General features: G+C 40.5%; 13 protein-coding genes. 9 read left to right on the forward strand and 4 right to left on the reverse strand.

Going from position 1 to position 16,358, the window contains the following annotated elements; translation table 11 throughout:
• The first annotated feature begins 2 nt into the window (after positions 1–2).
• The gene (locus G3567_RS01760; RefSeq protein ID WP_164003523.1) at positions 3–656 is read left to right on the forward strand and encodes an HD domain-containing protein; all 654 of its coding nucleotides are present in this window, start codon (positions 3–5) and stop codon (positions 654–656) included.
• Between the two features lie 2 nt (positions 657–658).
• Here the strand turns inward: G3567_RS01760 and pdeM are convergent, their stop codons facing one another.
• A complete protein-coding gene (gene pdeM, locus G3567_RS01765; protein WP_164003524.1) occupies positions 659–1,288 on the reverse strand; it encodes a ligase-associated DNA damage response endonuclease PdeM in 630 nt (209 codons plus the stop codon).
• Positions 1,289–1,356: 68 nt separating this feature from the next.
• Positions 1,357–2,670 carry a phenylacetate--CoA ligase family protein gene (locus G3567_RS01770; protein WP_317164152.1) on the reverse strand — a complete coding sequence of 438 codons (1,314 nt, stop codon included), beginning with the start codon at positions 2,668–2,670 and terminating at the stop codon, positions 1,357–1,359.
• A gap of 76 nt (positions 2,671–2,746) precedes the next feature.
• On the opposite strand from G3567_RS01770, the gene purD reads away from it, so the two are divergent.
• Entirely contained in the window at positions 2,747–4,030 is a 1,284-nt protein-coding gene (purD, locus tag G3567_RS01775; RefSeq protein WP_164003526.1) for a phosphoribosylamine--glycine ligase, read from the forward strand.
• Here the strand turns inward: purD and G3567_RS01780 are convergent.
• Positions 4,022–4,270 (reverse strand): DUF6341 family protein, encoded by a 249-nt coding sequence (locus G3567_RS01780; protein ID WP_164003528.1) that lies wholly within the window; start codon positions 4,268–4,270, stop codon positions 4,022–4,024. The genes purD and G3567_RS01780 overlap by 9 nt on opposite strands.
• Before the next feature lie 46 nt (positions 4,271–4,316).
• On the opposite strand from G3567_RS01780, the gene G3567_RS01785 reads away from it, so the two are divergent.
• From G3567_RS01785 to G3567_RS01795, 3 genes are all read left to right on the forward strand, one after another.
• Positions 4,317–5,243, forward strand: a complete 927-nt coding sequence (locus G3567_RS01785) for a DUF6427 family protein (RefSeq protein ID WP_164003529.1) — start codon at positions 4,317–4,319, stop codon at positions 5,241–5,243.
• 72 nt (positions 5,244–5,315) lie between these two features.
• The gene (locus G3567_RS01790; RefSeq protein WP_164003530.1) at positions 5,316–5,924 is read left to right on the forward strand and encodes a DUF4254 domain-containing protein; all 609 of its coding nucleotides are present in this window, start codon (positions 5,316–5,318) and stop codon (positions 5,922–5,924) included.
• A 1-nt stretch (position 5,925) separates the two neighbouring features.
• The gene (locus tag G3567_RS01795) at positions 5,926–6,966 is read left to right on the forward strand and encodes a glycosyltransferase family 9 protein (protein ID WP_164003531.1); all 1,041 of its coding nucleotides are present in this window, start codon (positions 5,926–5,928) and stop codon (positions 6,964–6,966) included.
• A 48-nt stretch (positions 6,967–7,014) separates the two neighbouring features.
• On the opposite strand, the gene G3567_RS01800 is transcribed toward G3567_RS01795, so the two are convergent.
• Positions 7,015–7,623, reverse strand: coding sequence for a superoxide dismutase (locus G3567_RS01800; protein WP_164003532.1), 609 nt, complete (start codon positions 7,621–7,623; stop codon positions 7,015–7,017).
• A gap of 174 nt (positions 7,624–7,797) precedes the next feature.
• Between G3567_RS01800 and G3567_RS01805 the strand changes: the two genes are divergently transcribed.
• The 4 genes from G3567_RS01805 to G3567_RS01820 all read left to right on the forward strand — a co-directional run bounded on the left by G3567_RS01805 (position 7,798) and on the right by G3567_RS01820 (position 16,356).
• The gene (locus tag G3567_RS01805) at positions 7,798–10,941 is read left to right on the forward strand and encodes a UvrD-helicase domain-containing protein (RefSeq protein WP_164003533.1); all 3,144 of its coding nucleotides are present in this window, start codon (positions 7,798–7,800) and stop codon (positions 10,939–10,941) included.
• 20 nt (positions 10,942–10,961) lie between these two features.
• Positions 10,962–12,164: a glycine C-acetyltransferase gene (kbl, locus tag G3567_RS01810; protein ID WP_164003534.1), complete on the forward strand. Its 1,203-nt coding sequence runs from the start codon at positions 10,962–10,964 to the stop codon at positions 12,162–12,164.
• Positions 12,165–12,236: 72 nt separating this feature from the next.
• Entirely contained in the window at positions 12,237–13,595 is a 1,359-nt protein-coding gene (locus G3567_RS01815) for an OmpA family protein (protein WP_164003535.1), read from the forward strand.
• A gap of 61 nt (positions 13,596–13,656) precedes the next feature.
• Complete coding sequence (locus G3567_RS01820; RefSeq protein ID WP_164003536.1) at positions 13,657–16,356, forward strand: PD-(D/E)XK nuclease family protein; 2,700 nt, start codon at positions 13,657–13,659, stop codon at positions 16,354–16,356.
• Positions 16,357–16,358 lie beyond the last annotated feature (2 nt).

Genomic DNA, 16,358 nt, shown 5'->3' on the forward strand with positions numbered 1-16,358 from the left:
CTATGACACAAGACCAAATCATCTCAAACACCAAATCCTACGTAAAAGAAAGCCTTGAAGATGCTGAGGGCGGTCACGACTGGTTTCATATCCTGAGAGTCTATAACAATGCCAGGCACATTTTATCCAGAGAAACTGCTGATGCCTTTGTCGTAGAACTGGCTAGCCTGCTTCACGATATTGCCGATTCCAAATTTCACAAGGGTGACGAAGAGATTGGCCCGCGTAAAGCAAAAGCCTTTCTAGAAACCCAGTCTGTAGATTATGAAGTGATAGAGCATGTCGTGAATATCATCAAAAACGTATCTTATAAAGGCGGCCATAAATCTTCAGATTTTCACTCTGTAGAACTGGATATCGTTCAGGATGCCGACAGGCTGGATGCTTTGGGCGCCATAGGTATTGCCAGAACCTTCAATTTTGGCGGCTTCAAGAACAACCCGCTATACGATCCGGAAATCCCGGCCAATCCCAGCCAAAGCAAAGCAGAATATAAAAAATCCAATTCTCCCACCATCAATCATTTCTACGAAAAGCTGCTGCTTCTCAAGGATAAAATGAATACGGAAACCGCCAGAGACATCGCGGCTGAGCGTCATGAGTTCATGGAAAATTACCTGGATCAGTTTTACAAGGAATGGGATGGTGAACGCTGAGCTTACCTGATGGAAAGTACCAGGTCTTCAGACAGGACAAACACGTCTTCATCCACTTCCGGCTCAATCAGAAAATGTCCGGTAAAGGCTCCAAAAGCGGGTAATACAAGTTGCTGCCTTTTCCTGTAAAAACAGGACAGTTTCAGCTGCTGCCGGCCTGCACCTCTCAGTTTATAGCCCGGATGCAAATGCCCGCAAATGTTATAAAAACCCTCTTTTTCCTCGGGATGATGGGTCAGATATAACGCCTTATGCTTGATTTCCGGCACCACCTTGATGCCGAGATCCTCAAACCGATAGGACGGAATAATATCGTGGTTCCCCACAATCAGCGTCATTTTTATCGTTTGCAAATGCACCCAGGCTGTAAACCTGTCCCAGTCTTTGTTTTGGGTTGAATGAAATAAATCTCCTAAAAACAGAATCTCCTCAGGCTGAAACTCTTCCAGAATCTGATTGAGTTTCCGGAAATTTTCCAGACCCACCCGACCTGGCAAAGCGCTTCCATTTTTTCTAAAATGATCGACTTTCCCAAAGTGAACATCTGCAATCAAAACCGTATTTTGGGATGGCCAGTACAGGCATCCGCTTGGATGCATTATGAATTCTTCTTGTCCGTAATTAAGCTGCAAAATCTATGGGTTTAATTTTTTATTCTGAATTTTATACTGCTAAAAAAGGAAGTTTATAGCCGCTTGCTTCAACTGTCCAGTTTGGAAGTGAACTGTTTCAGCTTTCCACTTTCTGAGCGCTCCAGCTCATCTTTCCTTTCGAAAAGGATGGTCAGGTCTTTTTCCAGATAAGTTTCAATAGCCTTTGTCATCTTTTGTTTTTGAGAGTCGTCCAGTTCGACGGTCGCTTTATAGTGAATGACAAATCTGGAAAGTTTTTCCTGTACAATCTTGATTTCCTTCACCTGTCCGGCATCTTCAATCAAAGATTTGGTCACATAATAAAAGCTTAGGGCGGGAACTTTCTTGCCGTTGGGCAGCACGGCAAAGGCATTGGTTCTGCCCGTCAGGGATTTTAAAATTTGATGTCCAGGCCTAGAGTTTTCGTCTATCACACCCCTGTCTCCTAGTTCATAACGGATAAACGGGTGCGCCTTGTTATACAGGGACGTAATCACAACAGTTCCTTCTTTGCCATGAGGTAAAGCAAAACCATGTTCATCCACCACTTCCACATAAATCGTTTTGTCGTTGATCTGCCACTCGCCTTTCGTGTTTTCAAAGGCAATCACATCCAGTTCACTGGCTCCGTATTCGTTGACGACTGCAACGCCCAGCTGCTCTTCAAGAAGCTTTCTATCCTCCGGAAATAGCATTTCACTGGTGGTAAGACATAGCTTTAAGCTGGGACAAACCGAGCTTAAAACGACCTGCTGTTCTTTCAGAAACCTGGCAAAAAGAACGATAGAGCTGGTGTAGCCGTTGATATAATCAAAAGGTTTTTCCCGAAACAGCTTTAAAAACTGATGCAGATTATCTTCAGATAAATCTAAAATATCAAAGCGATGTCTGTTAGCCAATAGATCCTTGAGCCGCTCTTTTCGATAGCCGATCAGGTCTTTAGGAATCCCGTAAAAACGCGCTTCAAAAGATGAATTCATATCGATTCCGTGCTGCTGATATAACCAAAGGGTATACGCCCATCTTAAGGCATGTGCATACTTATCTGTCGCAAAAATGAAAGGATGCCCGCTGGAACCCGAGGTTTTACTCACAAATACTTTGGATTTTTTATAGCCTTTACTCAGGCGGTCGCCAAGTGGCTTTTGCAAATCAGCTTTAGTCATTATAGGAATTTCATTCCAGGAATTATAATGTGTCTTTTTTATAAACTGTGCATAGTTCGGATTGTTCTTCAGATGAAAATCGAGTATGTGTTCGCGTCGCTGCTCATTATAACTGGGAAAATCGGCATCAGAAACCGAAAGAATAGATTCAAATTCCTTTTGAGCCTCATCCATGGGAAATCCCTTTAAACTTAAAATTTTTTTAAATCGATTCACAGAATTTTCAGGCGTTTCATTAGCGAAGCAATTTACAAAGATTTACTTTTGAATTCTAATCTTAGCATATAATCTCATGAACGTATTGATACTTGGAAGCGGCGGACGCGAACATACTATAGCACATCAAATTTCAAAAAGTTCAACCTGCAATAAGCTGTTTGTTGCTCCCGGAAATGCGGGCACTTCCCTTTGCGCTTCAAATCTGCAATTGGATATTCTCAATTTTGAAGAGGTGGCCGAAAGCATCAGAAACCATGACATCCAGATGCTTATTGTGGGGCCGGAAGCCCCGCTTGTAGAAGGTATTAAAGATTATTTTGACGAGAGAGAAGAATTTTCAGACTTGAAAATCATAGGCCCTTCCAAACGCGGCGCCCTGCTGGAAGGAAGTAAGGAACGTGCCAAGCAATTCATGAGAGATCACAGGGTTCCAACAGCAGCCTACCGAAGTTTTAGCAAAGAAAGTTTGGAAGCCGGAAAGGAATTTTTAAAAACCATGCACCCTCCTTACGTCTTAAAAGCCGACGGACTTGCAGGCGGGAAGGGAGTTTTGATTTTAAAACATTTGCACGAAGCCCAGGACGAGCTTGAAAATATGCTGACCAACAGCAAATTTGGGAAAGCTTCAGAAAAAGTAGTTATCGAAGAGTTTTTAAATGGAATTGAGCTTAGTGTGTTTGTGCTCACCGACGGCAAAAATTACCTCATCCTTCCCAATGCTAAAGATTACAAACGCATCGGAGAAGCCGATACAGGACTTAACACCGGCGGAATGGGCGCTATCTCTCCAGTTCCCTTTGCCGATGCGGCCTTCATGAAAAAAGTAGATGAAAAAATCATTAAGCCCAGTATTGAGGGGCTTCAGGAAGAAGATATCGACTTCACAGGCTTCTTGTTTATTGGCTTAATGAAAGTGGGTGATGAGCCTTTTGTGGTAGAATATAACGTCAGAATGGGTGACCCGGAAACCGAAGTTGTCCTCCCCAGAATAAAAACCGATTTGCTCGAAGTCTTATCCAAAACAGCCGAGGGCCTGATACAGGAGGTTCAGCTTGAGATAGATGAACAACATGCGGCTACAGTCATGCTTGTGTCTGGGGGTTATCCCGGGACTTACGAAAAGGGCAAAGTGATTTCCGGCCTGGATAAGACCGCGGAAGGCGAAGACGTTTTTATCTGTCATGCAGGTACCAGAACAGAAAACGACCAGGTTCTTACAAACGGAGGTCGTGTGATTGCTGTAACTGCTTTTGGAGATACGTTTCAGGACGCCTTGAAAACGGCTTACAAAAACGTGGATCACATTGATTTTAAGGGGATGTACTACAGAAAAGACTTAGGCCAGGACTTAGTCTAAGTCTGCATTTTTTCCTAAAAAGGAGTGCGCTTTGACGCTTTTGTTTTCTTCACCGCTTTCATCGAATTTTTTTAACTGCTTCATCCAGTAAAAAAACGCCACGAAAACAATCAGAACAAATACAAAGTTCAGGGCGTTTGCAGCCCACCAGGAGTCGTCTTGCAGAGCTCTAAGCGCATCCAAAGGGATAAATAAAACGTCCTCAAACAAACTTGCAATACCTTGAAAAAAATCCTTCATGACTCTGTTATATTATATTTACTTTGCAAAAGTAATAAAATAGACCATGCTAACAAGACTTTTTAGTCATTCTAAACCTATTGCTTATGCTATTCTGAGCATTTTATTTGCTATAGCCTTTTGTATTGAAAATTTTTTTTCAACACCCATAGACTTAAGCACCGCTTTGGTTTTTGGTAAGCTTGGCATTTTACTGGTGTTTTTACTGCTTGTTTTTCTTCTGAACTTTATAGTGAAACGCAATAAAATTCACCAGCAACACACTTACGCCGCTTCAAGCTTTGTCCTGCTCATCATAGCCTTTCCAGAAGTATTAAGGTCTTCAGAATTTGTTATAAGTTATTTCTTTTTGCTTCTTTCGCTGAGGAGAATCCTGAGCTTAAAAACCAATACCAATATCAAGCAGAAGATTTTCGATGCCAGCTTATTGCTTTCCATTTCCATAGCCTTTGACCCCTTTCACTGGCTGTTTCTACTGGTGATTTATTTTGGAGTTACCCTGTACGCTTCTCAAAATTACCGGCACTTCATCATTCCGATAGCCGGACTTGCCATTGGCGTTATCCTCCATATCAGTTATTTTTTAATCTTTGAAAACACCTGGATCAATTTCCGTGATTATCTGCCCAAGTTTACGGGTATCGATACCTTCTTTGAGACGTTTAAATATGGAAGCCTGACGGGCTTTATCTTAGCGATTTTGACATGGATTATTCTCCAGTTACCCATCATCTACAATCGAGCAAAACTTCATGAGCGTGAAACTTTAAGTCTCATCTTGGCTTTTATGCTGATTTCACTTTCAGCCTTGATTTTCAATCATAAACCTGTATCTGAAGATGCTATTTATCTGATCTGGCCACTTGCCATTTTGATTGGAAATTACTTCCAGTTGAAGTCTACAAAAAAATGGATCAAAGAAGTGTTCTACATTTTTTTCGTCTCGGGAATTGTATTTTCAGCCATATATTGAAAAGACCTTTGCCAATCGCAAAGCCTGTTTTAAAAACACGTGGTATATTTGTATTTACACAAATACAAAACTATGTTTTCAGAAAAAGCCAATAGAATATTTCAAAGCGTTATTGAAACTTATCACGAAAAAGATGATGTGGATCAGGAATTCAAAAATCCATTTGATAAAAAGCAAACCCTCATAGAGCATTTGTTGTATAGAAAATGCTGGATAGACACCGTGCAATGGCATTATGAAGATCTGATACGAGATCCTGAAATCTCTCCTGAGGATGCTTTAAAACTGAAAAGAAAAATAGATGCTTCCAATCAGGACAGGACAGATACTGTCGAATTTATCGACAGTTATTTTCTGGATCTTTTCAATACCATTGAACCAAAGCCCAATGCAAAAATCAATACCGAAAGTCCGGCCTGGGGAATAGACAGGCTGTCTATTCTGGCTTTGAAGATTTATCATATGAATGAAGAAGCCAACAGAAGCAATGCTTCTGAAAAGCATCAAATGGCCTGTAAAGCAAAACTCGATGTACTGCTGGAGCAACAGAGAGATCTGTCCCTGGCTATCGATCAGCTTCTGGAAGACATCAAGGTTGGCGATAAATACATGAAGGTGTATAAGCAAATGAAGATGTATAACGATGACGAAATGAATCCTGTCTTAAGAAGTAAGCAATAGGATGAAACGGCCCGGCCATATTCTTGTGATCCGATTATCTGCTATGGGGGATGTGGCTATGACAGTCCCTGTGCTCACCCATTTGCTGGAAACCTATCCAAATCTAAAAATCACAGTCCTCACCAAGCCTTTTTTTGCGCATTTGTTCGAACATATCGAGCGAATTCAGGTGGTAAAAGCAGAAGTCAAAACCAGGCATAAGGGCATTTCAGGCTTATGGCTTTTGGCCAGGCAGCTTAACCGGCTGGAGATTGATGCTATCGCCGATTTACACAATGTCTTAAGGTCGCGTTTGCTATGTGGATTTTTAAAAATCTTTGGTCACGAATACTTCAGAATAGATAAAGGCCGGCCAGAAAAAAAAGCCCTAACACGCCCGAAGAATAAGATTTTAAAACCTTTGAAAAGCACACATCAGCGCTATGCCAATGTGTTCAAGAAACTGAACTTACCGCTAGACCAAAAATTCAAAGTTCAAAGAATTCGGCTTCCACTTTCATCGGAAATTAAATCTGTTTTGAACCTGGACAAGTCTAAGAAATGGGTGGGCATTGCTCCCTTTGCGGCACATTCGCCAAAGCAATATCCTTTGAAACAGATGAAAAAAGTCATCTCAAAATTGAATGCTGATAAGGATATTCAAATCCTCTTGTTTGGGGGCGGTAAGAAGGAAATAAAGAAACTCGGTGCTTTAGCAGAAGAATTCAGCAATAGCGAAAACCTTGCCGGAAGATTTGATTTTTCTGATGAATTGAAACTGATCTCCAACCTGGATGTGATGTTGTCTATGGATAGCGGAAACGCCCATCTGGCAGCCATGTTTGGTGTAGATGTGGTAAGCATCTGGGGAGCGACCCATCCTTATGCAGGCTTCGCGCCTTTCGGTCAGACCCGAAAACAGCAGATCCTGCCCGACCTGGAAAAGTATCCGCTTTTACCCACTTCTATTTATGGAAACAAAAAGGTAAAAGGATACAAAAAAGTCATGCATGATATCCCGGCAGAAGAGGTCTTTCAAAAAGTGAAATCAAATTTAGAATAAAAAAAAACTGCCCGATCGGGCAGTTTTAAAATGATAAAGTTTATAAACTTATTTATTTTCAGAATAGCGTTTACCTACTTCTTGCCAGTTGATCACTTCAAAGAAATGCTCAATATACTCTGGTCTTTTGTTTTGATAATTGAGGTAATACGCATGTTCCCAAACATCAATTCCTAAAATAGGAGTTCCGCCTGCGCCAACATTGGGCATTAAAGGATTGTCCTGATTTGCAGTAGAAGCCACTTCTAGTTTTCCACCGTTGTGAACGGTTAACCAGGCCCATCCGGATCCAAACTGACCTGCAGCTGCAGATGAAAAGGCATCTTTAAAGGCTTCAAATGAACCAAAAGAGTCATCGATTGCTTTGGCTAATTCTCCTGATGGTTTTCCACCACCATTTGGTGACATAATTTTCCAGTATAGGCTGTGATTATAAAAACCACCACCGTTATTTCTTACAGCAGTGTTGGATAAATCCAGGTTGATTAATATGTTTTCTATGGTTTTACCTTCCAAATCGGTGCCTTCAATGGCATTGTTCAATTTAGAAGTATATCCCGCATGGTGTTTCCCATGGTGAATTTCCATTGTTTTTTTATCGATATGTGGCTCAAGTGCATCATGAGCATAGTCTAATTTTGGTAATTCGAAAGCCATAACTTATGTTTTTTTGTTAATTTGTTGACATCAAAAATAAGTATTAAGACTTTGACTTAGGATTATTTGATGTTATTTTTTACTTAAAACAAGGCCGGTTTTGCTCCTCAACTGCTTTCAATTTGCTAAAGTCTATTAGCCTTGAATTTATTACCTTACCCTTAAAATTGAATAATGCCTCAAGAGTCCAATTTCACCATCTTTAATGCGTCAGCCGGTTCCGGAAAAACCTTTAAGCTTGCAGAGCGTTATCTAAGCCTGCTGCTCTCTTCTCCAAAAAACATGAGTTTTCAGAATATCCTGGCCATCACCTTCACCAACAAGGCCGTTGGTGAAATGAAATCCAGAATATTGGAATACCTCACGCTCTTTTCAAAAGGTCAGCCTGAGCTGGAAGAAGACGCCATGTTTCTGTTGATAAAAGAAAACACGAAACTGTCTTCAGAGCAAATTCAGAAAAAATCTTACTTTATCCTGAAAGAAATCTTAGACAATTATGCCGCTTTTGAAATTTCGACCATAGATGCCTTCACCCACAGAATCATAAGAACATTTGCCAAAGACCTGGGCTTGTCCATGAATTTTGACATTGAAATGGACACCACACAGGTACTGGAACTGGCCGTTGAACGCCTGGTTGAAAAAGCAGGAAGCGATGAAGAACTAACAGCGGTTTTGATAGATTTTGCTTTAGAAAAAGTGAACGATGACAAAAGTGGAAACATCAGTCAGGATATTTTTGAAGCGTCAAAACTGCTCCTGAATGAGAAAGACGAGCTGTTTGTCAACTCCTTAAAGGCTTTTGAGCTTGAAGACTTTAAACAGCTAAAGACCAAACTGACTATTGACATAAATTTCATCACCGACAAACTTAAGGCCATTGGAGATGAGTTTTTGATGAAATTGAATACAAATGGATTGCAATTTAAAGATTTTAAAGGGGGTTGGTTGCCAAAGTTTTTTGAAAAATTAAGTCAAAATCATCCCTCAATTGGTTTCGACTCCAAGTGGCAAGAGACTATTGGTGATGAAGAAACTTATGTGAACAAAAAACAGGAGGCAGGCAAAAAAGAGCTCATTTTTGCGATGCGAGATTTCATAGTGGAGCAGTTTGAGCTCAGCAAAGCACTGTTTTTCGAAAGGAAATTCCTTGAAAAGATCCATAAGAATATCACGCAGCTTTCTTTGCTGAGTTCCGTAAATTCTGAAATGGAACGGATTAAAAAGGAGCAGAATATCATGTTGATTTCTGACTTCAACAAAAAGATAAGCGATGAAATCAAGAAACAGCCGGCACCTTTTATTTTTGAACGCCTGGGAGAAAAGTTTCAGCACTATTTTATCGATGAATTCCAGGACACGTCGCGCCTGCAGTGGGAGAATTTAATACCGCTCACTGGCAATGCCCTGGCCTCTCTTTTTGAAGGCGAAACCCAGGGAACTTTAACGCTTGTAGGCGATGCCAAACAGTCCATATATGCCTGGAGAGGCGGTGATGCCCATCAATTCATGAATTTGTCTTCCGGGAATTCACCTTTCCCCATAAAACCTGAGCTGGAGACCTTGCGCACGAATTTCAGAAGCAGTCAGACCATTATAAAATTCAATAATGAATTTTTTGAACATGTGGGGCAGCAGCTTAAGGATGAAAACCTGAAGACTCTTTTTAGTGCTGAAAATTTAATTCAGTCTCCTCATATAACGGAAGAAGGTTTTGTGAACCTGAAATTCTTAGAAGCTAAATCCACTGAAGAACGGAATGAAATCTATCCTGAGGAAGTTTTAGACATCATCAGGAAAAAACAGAAACAGGGCTTCAAGCTTGGAGACCTCTGTATTTTGGTTCGACAAAAATCAGAAGGAATTGCCATTGCAGAGTTTCTTAATCAGCATGGAATTTCTATTATTTCTTCAGAGACTTTACTGATCAACTCCGACGAACAGGTCGGATTTCTTTTGAATTTTCTAAAGGTGCTGAATGATGATTTCGACGAAATCTCCAAAGCCAAAATTATCGACGTTTTAAGCCTGAGATTATCCTATTCAGAAGAAAGAAGATTTAACCTGCTGAACGAAGTGCTCAACAAAGACAAAGCCGTTTTTTGGGAAACCCTTACCGATCTGGGCTTCTCTTTCGATGCCGGTCATTTCCACAGCCTCCCGTTTTATGATGCAGTGGAATACCTTATCCATCGCTTTGAACTTGACAAAACAGCCAGTGCTTATCTTCAATTTTTCCTTGATGAAATTTTCGAATTTACTTTAAAACAAGAAGGAAATCTAAGTGCATTTTTACAGTACTGGAACACTCAAGGCCACAAAAAAAGCATCATCAGTACAGATAATGAAGATGCTGTTCAAATTATGACGGTTCATAAAAGCAAAGGTTTGCAATTTCCCGTGGTCATTTTTCCTTACGCCAGACACCAGCTGGATGATGCCAAAAAAAGTCACCTTTGGGTAGGCCTGCCGGAATCCTATAATATTCCTGTAGCCTTAATCACCCACCCTAGCAAAGACATCGAGCATCCGCTGTATGCGGATATGTATCTCGATATGATTAACCGTCTTGAGATGGAAAATGTAAACATCCTTTACGTGGCTTTAACGCGAGCTGCCAAAGAGCTTTTTATCCTTTCTGAAGATGACAGAGATAGACATGGAGCCATAAAACCCAATACATTTTCCGGATTATTTATGGGTTATCTGGAGAAATCCAAATCCATAAGCATAGAAGCTCAGGTGGATTACCACTGGGGAGAAAGCAAGGCACCTGTGCAGGTCTCCATCTCTGAGGAACTCCAGAATAAGCATTTGGTATTTCATGCTCCGTCACCAGATTTGAATTTGAATCTGGTGACCACAGCAGGACAACTGTGGAATGCAGAGCTTGAAGAAGCTCTTGAAGAGGGTAATTTAATCCATTCCCTGCTCGCTCAGGTAAAAACAAAACCTGATGTTGACGCTTCCATAACCACGCATATGGAGGAAGGTTTTATTAAACAGGAAAACCAGAAGTTTTATCAAAATCTGTTGACTTCAATTGTAACGCATAAGGAATTAACTGAGTTCTTTTCGGATACTTATACGGCCTGGACTGAAAAGGACCTCTTTTTTCAAAATAAACTGTTGAGACCAGACCGGGTTAACCTTCAGGGGAGTGATGCAATCCTCATCGATTATAAAACGGGGGTACCATCACCTCAGCATATAAATCAAATCCAGGAATACGCAGACGCTTTAAGGAGTTTACAATATAATGTTAAGAAGAAACTCTTGGTCTACATTACCAATTCCATTGAAGTAAAGATTGTTTAAATTTGTAAAAAACAAAATATATGTATTCAAATAAATTTCAAAAACAGCTGTCGGAAGAACTTCAAAGTATAAAAGACGACGGGCTCTATAAGAAAGAACGCATCATTACATCTCCGCAGGGTGCGGAAATCACACTGGATTCCGGAAAACAGGTGCTGAATTTCTGTTCCAACAATTACTTAGGCCTATCCTCACATCCTGAAGTCGTCAAAGCGGCCAAAGACACCCTAGACAGCCATGGATTCGGTATGTCCAGTGTTAGATTTATCTGTGGAACTCAGGATATTCATAAGGAATTGGAACAGGAAATCGCTGATTTTTACGGCACCGAAGATACTATACTCTATGCTGCCTGTTTTGATGCTAACGGAGGCGTGTTTGAACCTTTACTTACCAAAGAAGATGCGATTGTATCAGACTCTTTGAATCATGCTTCAGTTATTGACGGAGTAAGATTATGTAAAGCGGCCAGATACAGGTACCAAAATGGAGACATGAAAGATCTTGAATCTCAGCTGAAGCAGGCTAAAGAGGATGGTGCCAGAAATATTTTAATAGTGACCGATGGGGTCTTCTCCATGGACGGTCTGGTGGCACCACTGGACGAAATTTGCGACCTGGCTGATGCTTATGAAGCCTTGGTTATGATAGACGAATGCCATGCGACAGGATTTATTGGAGAAAATGGAATTGGCACCTTAGAAGAGAAAGGCGTTTTAGACAGAATCGACATCATCACCGGTACATTAGGAAAAGCGCTCGGTGGCGCCATGGGAGGTTACACCACAGGTAAAAAAGAAATAATCGACTTGTTGAGACAAAGGTCCAGACCTTATTTATTCTCGAACTCTCTGGCCCCTTCTATCGTTGGAGCAACTCTTAAAGTTTTTGAAATTATCAAAAAGGACAATACGTTAAGAAAAAAATTAACAGAAAATACCGCTTATTTTAAGAAGCATATCAAAGAAGCTGGTTTTGAAATTATAGATGGTGAATCTGCCATAGTCCCCGTGATGTTATATGATGCCAAACTCTCTCAGCAAATGGCGTCAATGCTCCTGGAAGAGGGCATTTACGTGATCGGGTTTTTCTATCCGGTAGTTCCAAAAGGCAAGGCAAGAATACGGGTACAATTGTCTGCAGCTCACGATAAAACCCACCTTGATAAGGCCATTGAAGCCTTTATAAAGATTGGCAAAGACTTAAAAATTATTGAAAGTTAATTTATTTGAGGATTTTAATTTTACATTTGTTAAAATCGATTACTAAATTTAGAATTAAATAAAATTAAACACATGAAAAAATTAAACACACTTTTTTTGCTGCTTGCGCTCACCTTAGGAGCTGTAAGTGTACAAGCACAAGATGAAAACAACCCTTATGCCATAGTAATTGGTACCAACGCAGTTGATTTTTATGCTGCAGGTAACGATGATATCTCGGGTGAACTTTTTGACCAGTATTTCAATGTATCGGATTATTGGAATATCGTGCCTTCCATATCCTATTTAGAAATAAAGCGATATGTTGGTGACGGGTTTTCTGCAAAATTAAACGCTTCTATTAATCAAATCGATAAGTTGGGAAATGTAGCTGCAGATGATTTGAGCTTTTACAGCCTAGGAGCAGGAGTTGACTATAACTTCAAAACCCTTTTAAATTCTGAAGTCATTGATCCTTTCTTGGGTATTGGCGTTGGTTACTACTGGCTAGACGATACCGGAGCTTCAACATTCGACACAGATTTGGGAGTGAATTTCTGGTTTAGCGATAAGTTTGCCTTCACCATCAAATCCTCGTACAGAACAGCATTTGAAGATGCTAATTTTGACTATTTCCAGCATACAGCAGGTGTAACGGTTGCTTTTGGAGGGACTGATACTGACGGCGATGGCGTTTATGATAAAAACGACGCATGTCCGGATACTCCAGGTTTAGCAGAATTTAATGGCTGCCCAGACTCTGACGGTGATGGTATTACTGATGCAGAAGACGAATGCCCTAACACAGCTGGCCTTGCAGAATTTAACGGATGTCCAGATACTGATGGAGATGGTGTTGCAGACCCTAAAGATGAGTGTCCTAACGACGCAGGTTCAAAAATGCTAAACGGATGCCCGGATGCCGATGACGATGGTATTGCAGATAAAAATGATGTGTGTCCTAACCAGGCTGGACCAGAAGCCAATGAAGGATGCCCTTACCCAGACACCGACAATGATGGTGTGCTGGACAAAGATGACATGTGCCCGGAGGTTGCTGGTACTCAGGCAAACAACGGTTGCCCGGAAGTTACTGAAGAGGTTCAAAAAGAGTTGAACGAGTATGCTAAAACCATAAACTTTAACTCAGGTAAAACAACAATTACCGAAGATTCTGAAGAGGCTTTAGAGGCAATTATGGCCATTTTAGAAGAGTATCCTAATGCTAAATTTACAATTGAAGGACATACGGATAGCGTGGGAAGTGCTCAAAATAACATGAGACTTTCTGAAGCCAGAGCTCTTTCTGTTAAAGCGTTCTTGGTAGAAAACGGTGTAGATGAATTTAGATTGTCATCTGCGGGTTATGGAGAAGAAAGACCAGTTGCCAGTAATAACACAAGAGCTGGTAGAGCAGAAAACAGAAGAGTTGAAATTAACTTGAAAAAATAATTAATTTCAAAATATACGTTTTAAAAACACCCCTGATTGGGGTGTTTTTTTATTTTTACCTATGGAAAGTTTTATCACCGATGTAGTTTCAAAATTAAAGACCAAAGACCTTAGCCAAAGTCATTTTATCCTCCCTAGTCGAAGGGCAGCTCAGGCCTTTTCCAAAGCGCTTTTTCTGACTCAAAACGACAGTTTTCTGGTTCCTCCTATCCAAAGCATTGAGGAGTTTATAGAAGAGGTTTCAGAGGTAAAACTCATCAACAATCTGGAAACCATCTTTAAGTTTTATGAAGTTTATCAGGAGTACACCAACCCTGAGAAGCAGGAGCCACTGGATCAGGTATATAACTGGGGACAGTCTATTGTTCAGGATTTCAATGAAATAGATCGGTATCAAATCGATGCAGATCAGTTTTTCGGAAACCTGAAAGCCATAAAAGATATAGAACACTGGTCGAAATCTGATATTAAAACCGAGCTGGTCAAAAACTACATTGAATTTTGGGAAAGCCTGCCCAAATATTATCATGAGCTGAAAGCCAAGCTGAAATCTGAAAATAAAGCGTACCAGGGAATGGCTTACCAGGAAGCGGTTTCAAACCTGGAAAGGTTTATCAGTTCCAGCGACAGTCAGTTTTACTTTATCGGTTTCAATGCGCTCAACACCTGCGAGGAATACATCTTTCAATATGTTGTAAAACAGCAAAGGGGTGAGATTTTTTGGGATATAGACAAGTATCTTTTAAAAGAACATTCTGCGGGCATGTTTATGAGAAGTTATGCCAAAAGCTGGCCAATGTATGCTGAAGATTCTTTAAAAGCATCGACCACGACCTATACCGATCAAAAAAACATACAACTTTACGGGGTTTCCAAACAGATAGGCCAGGCCAAACTTGTAGGCGATCTGCTTTCTGAAATGACTCAGGAAGAACTTGATAAAACAGCGCTCATTCTCGGCGATGAAAGCCTGCTCCAACCCATCCTCAACTCCCTGCCCCAAACTTTAACCAAGGCCAATGTTACGATGGGGTTGCCATTAAGCAGCACCAATCTGGCTTCACTGGTTGAAACCCTTTTCAAAATAAGAACCTTAAATCAAGAGGATGTGCATTATAAAATCCTTTTTGAACTGATTGAACACCCAAGCCTTAAAAAGGCTTATCAAAAAGAACTGCAGCTCATTAGGGAAGATTTGAAAGATAACAATATCGTCTTTCAGTCTAAAGCGGATTTTTTTCAAAAGTGGAATCAGCTGGATGCCTCCCTGCTTAAGATCTTAGAACTCAGCTTAAACAGCACAGATTCAACAGTTGATGAATTTCTAAATCAGTGCCTGGAACTCATGGAACTCCTGAAGCCTCATTTTCAGGACGAAAAACTTTCGCTTGAATTTTTATTCGGATTCAAAAAACTGTTTATCAAGCTAAAAAATCTGCTAACCAAAACAGAGTTGATCAATGATTTCAAGGTGTTTCACCAGATCTACCTGGATATTTTGTCTTCTGAAACTCTGGACTTTGAAGGCTCACCTTACGAAGGTTTGCAAATCATGGGGATGCTTGAAACACGAGTTCTGGACTTTGAAAACATCATCATCACTTCGGTGAATGAAGGGGTATTGCCTTCCGGTAAATCCCAAAACAGCTTTATTCCTTTCGACTTAAAGAAAGCCTACAGACTTCCTACCTATAAAGAAAAGGATGCGGTATATGCCTATCATTTTTTTAGGTTAATCCAAAGAGCCGGAAAGTGCCATTTTATCTTTAATAATTCTACCTCTGGAATTGAGAAAGCTGAAAAAAGCAGGTTTATAACCCAGTTAGAAACCTTTAAAATACCTCAGCATTCCATCACCAACTATGCCGTTTCTGCAAACACGCGTCATAACGAAACCGCACTGGAGGTCGTCCACAAAACCCCTGAAATGATGACTCAGCTCAAGTCGTTATTTGCCTACGGAATTTCACCATCCGCTTTGACAACCTACATCAGAAATCCCATTGATTTTTACCATAAGTACGTGTTAAGGCTGAAGGAAACTGAAGAAATTGAAGAAGATATATCCTATAAAACTCTGGGGACTGTCATTCATGATTGTTTAGATCGTTTGTACACAAATTTTAAAGGTAAACTCCTCAATGAGGCTGACTTGGATCACATGCTCAAATCTTACCCCGCTACCATGACTTTGCTTTTTGAAGACAGGTTTCAGGAAGAAGCTTTGCGACATGGAAGAAATTTAATCGATTTTGAAATTGCAAAACAACAGGTCAGACGTTTTTTAATTCAGGAGAAAAAACTGGTAAAAGACCAGGCTTTACAAATTATTGAATTGGAAAAAGAAGCTGAAAAACACCTGGAGGTGGAAGGATTGGATTTCAAGGTTAAACTGAAGGGGACTGTGGATCGGGTGGATTTGCTGAACGGCCAATTGAGAATCATCGATTACAAAACCGGAAAGGTAGAGCCCGGCCAGCTTAAAATTCCAAAAGAATGGGAGGGATTTACGCAAGACTACAAGTATTCCAAAGCCTTCCAGGTTTTGTTTTATGCCCTGCTCAAGGAAGACCGTTTGGGAGAACATGGGGAAACAGGCATAATTTCTTTCAAAAATCTTAGCTCTGGATTTATGCCGTGTACACGGCCCAAATCAGACAACAACTTAAAAGAAGTGCTTGGAGAATTCAAAATTGAATTAGAAGCTTTAATTTTGGAAATATTAAATTCAGAAATCCCCTTTACGGAGAAACCTGTTTAAAG

It is taken from the genome of Psychroflexus aurantiacus, assembly GCF_010820555.1.
GTDB lineage: Bacteria > Bacteroidota > Bacteroidia > Flavobacteriales > Flavobacteriaceae > Psychroflexus > Psychroflexus aurantiacus.